The 6,236-nt window shown below is 72.5% G+C and carries 5 protein-coding genes and 1 pseudogene; all 6 read right to left on the bottom strand.

The features are described from left to right. Positions 1-396: pseudogene (locus tag ACFPBZ_RS22670) on the bottom strand (hypothetical protein); the annotation flags it as partial. A gap of 16 nt (positions 397-412) precedes the next feature. Further along, a complete protein-coding gene (locus ACFPBZ_RS22665) occupies positions 413-982 on the bottom strand; it encodes a hypothetical protein (RefSeq protein ID WP_378038375.1) in 570 nt (189 codons plus the stop codon). Positions 983-1,012: 30 nt separating this feature from the next. After that, a complete protein-coding gene (locus tag ACFPBZ_RS22660) occupies positions 1,013-2,410 on the bottom strand; it encodes an MCE family protein (RefSeq protein WP_378038374.1) in 1,398 nt (465 codons plus the stop codon). A gap of 1 nt (position 2,411) precedes the next feature. After that, complete coding sequence (locus ACFPBZ_RS22655; protein WP_378038373.1) at positions 2,412-3,731, bottom strand: MCE family protein; 1,320 nt, start codon at positions 3,729-3,731, stop codon at positions 2,412-2,414. Continuing rightward, positions 3,728-5,050: an MCE family protein gene (locus ACFPBZ_RS22650; RefSeq protein WP_378038372.1), complete on the bottom strand. Its 1,323-nt coding sequence runs from the start codon at positions 5,048-5,050 to the stop codon at positions 3,728-3,730. The genes ACFPBZ_RS22655 and ACFPBZ_RS22650 overlap by 4 nt, the downstream gene beginning before the upstream one ends. A 3-nt stretch (positions 5,051-5,053) precedes the next feature. After that, positions 5,054-6,220 carry an MCE family protein gene (locus ACFPBZ_RS22645; protein ID WP_378038371.1) on the bottom strand — a complete coding sequence of 389 codons (1,167 nt, stop codon included), beginning with the start codon at positions 6,218-6,220 and terminating at the stop codon, positions 5,054-5,056. Positions 6,221-6,236: the final 16 nt, after the last annotated feature.

Below are 6,236 nucleotides of genomic sequence, written 5' to 3'. Positions count from 1 at the left end.
GTCGAGCACCGCGGTGCCGCCCCGGCGCGAGGACGCGCCGGCGGGGGTCATGGCGCGGGTCGGCCGGCGCCTCGGCCCGGACCCGTCGGCGCCGGAGCGCTCGTCGGCCTCGGCGTCGTCGGGCGCGACCGACGGCGGGGTGTCGACGACCTCGCCGGCGGGGGTGCCGTCGACGGGGGACGACGGCGCCGTCGCGGCGGGGACGTCGGCCGGGGCACCGGGGGCCGGCGCCTCCGGGGTCGTCACGGCCGCGGTGTCCTGCGGGGCGTCGTCGGGCCCGGGGGTCGACGTCGGCTCGCCGGAGACGCCCTGCCGGCGCGGGTCGCGCAGGCCGGCGACCTTGGGACGACGGCCCGCCGGGGAGGTGCTCGGGGTGGTACGGCTACGGGGTGGCACGGGGCTGTTCCTCTCCTCAGCTCTGACCGGCGGTGGGGGCGGCCTTCGAGGCCTTCCAGCCGTCCGGGGTGCGCTGCATCTCGACCTGGAACAGCTGCTGCTTCTGGTTCGGCTGCTGGTTGGTGCTCGACGCGGTCACGTTGATCGCCACGATCGCCGAGGCGGTGCCGCGGTCGTCGTCGAAGGCGGTGAGCGAGGCACCGGCCGGCGTGGCCACCACGGACGCCTGGGCCTTCTTCAGGCTGTCGGCGAACTGCTGGCGGACCTTCTGGTACTCGGTGAGCATCGGGTCGGTCAGCGAGGACTGCGCGGCCTGCAGGTCGGCGTCGATCGTCTGCGGGCGCACCGTGTTGATGTTGACCACGATCTGCTCGGCGGCGTCGACCGCGACGTCCCGGTCGCGGGCCTGGGTGGCGGTCGTCCCGTGGGACCCGATCCACCAGTACACGCCGGCCGCCACGGCCGCCGCGAAGGCGAGCACCGTGACGACGGCCAGGATGCGGATGGTCGTCCGCTGCGACGGGGCCTTGAGCCAGCCCCGTCGCGTGGACGGTTCGAGCGTGTCGGTGGAGGGCAGGATCCTCAACTCCTCGGGGTAGGAGCCCGCCCCGTCGCGCTACCCCAGGCCGGGGATGACGACGGGCGGGGCACCGCGCCCGGAGTCCGCCAGGACATCGGCCGGGGACGACGAGAGTCCGGAGAACGCGGTGGTCTGATCGGCATTCTGCGACCCGGCCTGGGACGCGGACGACCCGGGGTTCTGTCCGGGAATCTGCGCCGGCCGCTGGCCGGGGGTGAACGGCGTCGCCGGCACCGGGGTGACGTTGCCGAAGTTGCCGGGGGGCGGGCTGCCCGGGGCGTAGTAGTACTCGTTCGGGTCGAGGATCTCGCCGTACGGCCGCTTGCTGCCGTCGAGCTCCGGGGTGTGCTGGAGGCCGCGGGGGTTCACGACCCCTCCCTGGGCACAGAACACCCGGGTGTCCAGCGGAGGGAAGTCCAGCGCGGTCGCCGGTCGCCAGCCGTCGTTGGGCTGCAGGTAACCGTCCCGGCAGTAGGGCGGGTCGGCGATGTTCAGGACGAGGCCGAAGTGCACGCGACCGTCGCCGGGGACGACCGCCGGGGCCACCGCGGACAGGCCGGGGTAGGTGACGAGCAGCTGCTCGACGCCCGCCAGGCGCGGCTGGATGATCCGCACGGTCGTGAGGACGTTCGCGAGGACGCGGGACAGGTCGGGGCCGGTCTCGCGCAGCAGCCCCTCGAGCTGCGTGGCGGCCGGGGGCGCCGCCCGCACCAGGCGGCGCAGGTTCGGGTCGTCGGCCTTCAGCTGGGCGGTGAAGAGGTTCAGGTCGCGGCTGAAGGAGATGATCTGCGGCCCGAGGGAGGCCTGGGTGCGCAGCACGACCCGCCCGTCGGCGAGCAGCTGCCGGGTCTGCGGCAGGTTCCGGATCGCGTCGCCCACGAGGGCGTTGGAGCTGTCCAGCAGGCGCTGCAGGTCGGGGCCCGTGCGGTCGAAGGCCGTGTAGAGCTCGTCCACGGTGGTCCGCAGCTCCGGGAGCGGGACCGACGTCGCCAGCGAGTCGAGATTGGCCAGCAGCCCGTCGACCTGGGTCGGCGTGCGCACCCGCTCGACCGGGATGACGTCGCCGTCCTGGAGGAACGGCCCGGCGTCCCGCGACGGCTGCAGGTCGACGTACTGCTCACCGACCGCGGACCGGTTGGCGATGACGGCGATCGCGTTGGCCGGCACCTCGTAGGCGTCCTGTTCGATCTCCAGGTCGGTCTCGATGCCGCCGGGGGTCACCCGCATCTCGCCGACCTTGCCGATCTCGACGCCGCGGTAGCTCACCGACGCCTTCGGGAAGATGCCGCCGGAGTTCTTCATCTCGACCTTGACCGTGTACGGGCCCAGGCCGATGAGCGAGTCGGCGCCGACGTAGCGGAACGCGATGTAGCCGATGCCGACCACCGAGAGGATGACGAAGAGGACCAGCAGCTTCTTGATCTGCGCCGTCATGTCAGTTGCCCTCCGGCTCGGCACCGGGGGTGCCCGCTGCGCCGGTGGAGCCGGCTCCGTCCGCGGGTCCGGTGGTGCCGGCCCCGTCCGTGCCCGCCGGGGCGGCGGTGCCGCCCGCGGGAGCGGTGGTGCCGCCTGCAGGGGCGGTGGCGCCGCCCGCGGGAGCGGGGGTGCCGCCGAGGAGTCCCCCGACGGGGAGACCCCCGACGCCCGGGAGGGCGAGGGCCGGCGCTCCCGTCGCGGCCTGCCGGTTCTGCAGGAGCGCGAGGATCTGGTTGAGGTTCGCCGACTGGGGATTCACCCCGAGCAGGTTCTGCAGGATGCCCGTCAGCGAGAGCTCGAGCGTGACGTCGATGTTGGCGTAGTCGCCCTTGACCACGTTGAGGGCGTTGTCGGCGAAGGGGATCGTCACGAGGATCTGCAGCGAGCCGGGCAGGGCGTCGCCAGAGGCGACGAGGTTGCCGAGGATCGGCTGCAGCGCCGCGAGGTCGGCCACCGTGTTGGCGCCGGCCCGGTTGATCACGTCGGTGCCGACGACGGAGAGCCGCTGCAGCGCCTGCAGGGTCCCGACGAGCAGGCCGCGCTGCGAGTTGAGCACGTCGAGCCCGGGCTGCAGGTTGTCGATGACGTTCGCGATCTTCGCCCGCTGGTCGACGAGCGTGCGGGTGAGGCGGTCGAGCGAGTCGAGCGCCCGGACGATGTCCCCCCGCTGCTGGTCGAGGGTCCCGACGAAGACGTTGAGGTTGTCGATGAGGGCGCGGATCTGGCCCTCGTTGCCCGACAGCGCGGAGTTGAGCTCGCGCGTGATCGTCTGGAGCTTCTCCACGCCGCCGCCGTTGAGCAGCAGCGAGAGCGCCCCGAGGACCTCCTCGACCTGCGCGCCCACGTCGGTGCGGTCGACCGGGATGACCGCACCGTCCTGGAGGCGACCCTGCGGGGCCCCGATCGCCGGATTGCCCAGCTCGACGAACTTCTCGCCGAGGAGGCTCGTCTGGCGCAGCTTCGCCATGGCGTTCGCCGGCAGCGTCACGTCGCCGTTGACCGCCATGGTGACCTCGGCGGTCCAGCCGTCGGGGGCCAGGCGGACCTCCCGGACGACGCCCACGGGGACGTCGTTGGTGCGCACGCTGGCGTTGGGCACGAGGTCGATCACGTTGGTGAGCAGTGCCGTCACGGTGTACGGCTCGTCGCCCAGGGCCGCGCCGCCCGGGAGCGGCACCTCCTGGATCGACTGCAGCCCGCAGCCCGACAGCCCGACCGCCGCGACGAGCGCGACGACCACCAGGCGCCAGCCCCGACGGGTTCTCCCGGTGGTCGTCACCGTCCTCCTCCTGCGGTCAGTCCCTTGATCAGTTCCCCGCCCGGCAGGGTCGGCGCCAGGCCCGGGTCCTTCTCGGCCTCCCTGGGAGCCAGTCCCTGGGTGGCACCGGCCAGCAGGTTGGTGGCCAGCGGCGCCACCGTCTTGTTCTGGTTGAGCAGACCCGCGAGCTGCTGGAAGGGCACCAGCGCCTGGTTGAGTGCCGTCACCCCGGCCTGGGTCTGGGTGGCGCACTGGACCTGGCCGGCCGCCAGGATCGGCGGCAGCGGGACGTTCTGCGGGATCGGCAGCAGGCCGCTGCCGAGCAGACCGCAGAGCAGCTGGTTCCGGCTGATCGGCGGCAGGTTGAGGCCCGGCGCGATCACGGGACGGACGTCGAGGGTGTCGCTGCTGGCGTTGAACGAGTTCGTCAGGTTGTTCAGGGCGACCGGCGCCGCGTCGGTGAACTCGGTGAGCGCCCGGCTCTGGCGCACCAGGATGTCGGTGATGCTCGCGAGCTGGGCGACGTCGACCCGGAGGCCGTCCCGGTTCTCCCGGACGAACGCCGCCACGTCCTCGAGGGCCGGGGGCAGCACCTGGAGCACCTGCGAGAGGTTGCCCCGCTCGGCGGCCAGGAAGCCGGAGATGTCGGCGAGCTGGTTGTTGAGCAGCTGCACCTGGCCGTCGTTGCGGGCCAGCATGTTGGTGAACTGCCCGAGGTTGTCGACCGTGGCGAAGAGGTTGCCGCGGTTGTCCGACAGGGTGCCCACCGCACCCGCGAGCTCGGTGATCGTCGACTTGAGCGCCTCACCGTTGCCGCCGAGCGCCCCGGCCGAGGAGCGCAGGAGGTCGTTCAGCGCGCCGGCCTTGTTGACCCCGTTGGGGCCGAGCGACGTGGCGATGGAGTCGAGGCTCTTGTAGACCCGGTCGAGCTCCACCGGGACCGCGGTGCGCTGCACCGGGATGACGGCCCCGTCGTTCATCATCGGCCCGCCGGTGTAGTTCGGGCCGAGCTGGACGTAGCGGTCGGACACCAGGGTCGGCGCGACGATGACGGCCTGCGCGTTGGCGGCGATCGGCACCTCGTTGTCGACCTTGAGCTCGACCCGCACGACGTTGCCCTGCGGGACGATGTCCTCGACGGTGCCCACGGGCACGCCGCTCACGTTGACCGTGTTCTTGGTGTAGAGGCCGACCACGCTCTCGAAGTACGCGGTGATCGTGCGGGAGCTGCCCCGCTCCAGGGCGTACCAGAGCCCGGCCGTCGCGAGGAGCGCGACGACCACGACGATCGCCAGGGTCCGGGCGAAGCTGTCGAACAACGAGGAGACACGGGTCGTCACGGGTCAGCCCCCTCCCTGGGTCGGCTGCTGGGCCGGCTGGGGAGCCGGCGGGGTCTGGCCGATCGCGGCCGGGGAGATCAGGGGGACGCCGTTCGGGAAGAGGGTCCCGAGGGGCAGGCCCGCCTGTTGACCGGCCTGGAGCAGGGGCTGGCCCAACGTGTTGACCGCGTTGGTGATGCCGGCCCCGTTCCCGCCCAGCAGCCCCAGGAGCGGCGCGATGAAGGCCTGCTGCGCGGCGGTGTCCCCCGGGTTGCAGGGCGCGTCGATGGGCGGGTCGATGTTGCAGATGTAGGCGTCGAACCAGCGGCCGTTGCCGACGACGTTGCCGAAGACCCGGATGAACGGGGCGAGCAGCCGGATGCCGTTCTCGAGGTTCGCCGAGTTCTCCTGCAGGGTGGTGAGGACCCCGTTCAGGCTGTCCAGCGTCGGCCCGAGGGTCGCCCGGTTGTCGGCCACGAGCCCGCGCAGCTGGTTGGACAGCGCGATCGTCCCGTTGAGCAGGTCGTCGATGGCGGCCTTGCGGCCGCGGAGCTCGCCCAGCAGCAGGTTGCCGTTCTTGATGAGCAGCTCCACGTCGCCGCTGCGGGCGGCGAGCACCTGCGTGGTCTCCCGGGTGTTCGCGAGCAGCTTCGCGAGCTCCTGGTCGCGCGAGGAGATCGTCCGGGACAGCCGGGACAGGCCGTCCAGCGCCGGGCGGATCGGCCCCGAGGCCCCGTCGAGGGTCTCCGAGAGGGTGCCGAGGCTGGCGCCGAGCTGGTCGGTGTTCAGCCCCTCCACCGTCGTCGTGAGGTCGGAGAACGCCTGGATGACGTCGAACGGCGCGGTGGTGCGGCTGCGCGGGATCGCGACGTCGGGGTCGAGGACCTGCGAGCCCTCCGGGTCGAGGGCGATGTACTTCTGCCCCAGCACCGTCTTGATCTCGATCGAGGCCCGCGTCTGGTCCCCGATCCAGGCGTCCGGCGCCTTGAAGGAGATCACGACGTCGTTCCCGTCGAGGGTGACGTCGGTGACCGTCCCCACCCGGATGCCGGCGACGCGGATGTCGTCGTCGGGCTGGACGCCCGCCGCCTCGCCGAAGCGGGCGGAGTACGTGGCCCCCTGCCCGATCAGGGGCAGGTCGCGGATGTTGAGCGACGCGAGCACGAGGAGCACCAGGACGAGCACGCTCACCGCGCCGATGACGATG

Origin of the sequence: Actinomycetospora atypica, assembly GCF_042653685.1 — a bacterium.
GTDB classification, from domain to species: domain Bacteria; phylum Actinomycetota; class Actinomycetes; order Mycobacteriales; family Pseudonocardiaceae; genus Actinomycetospora; species Actinomycetospora atypica.
The sequence above is the reverse complement of the archived record's forward strand: the minus strand, read 5'-3'. Positions and strand labels throughout refer to the sequence as shown.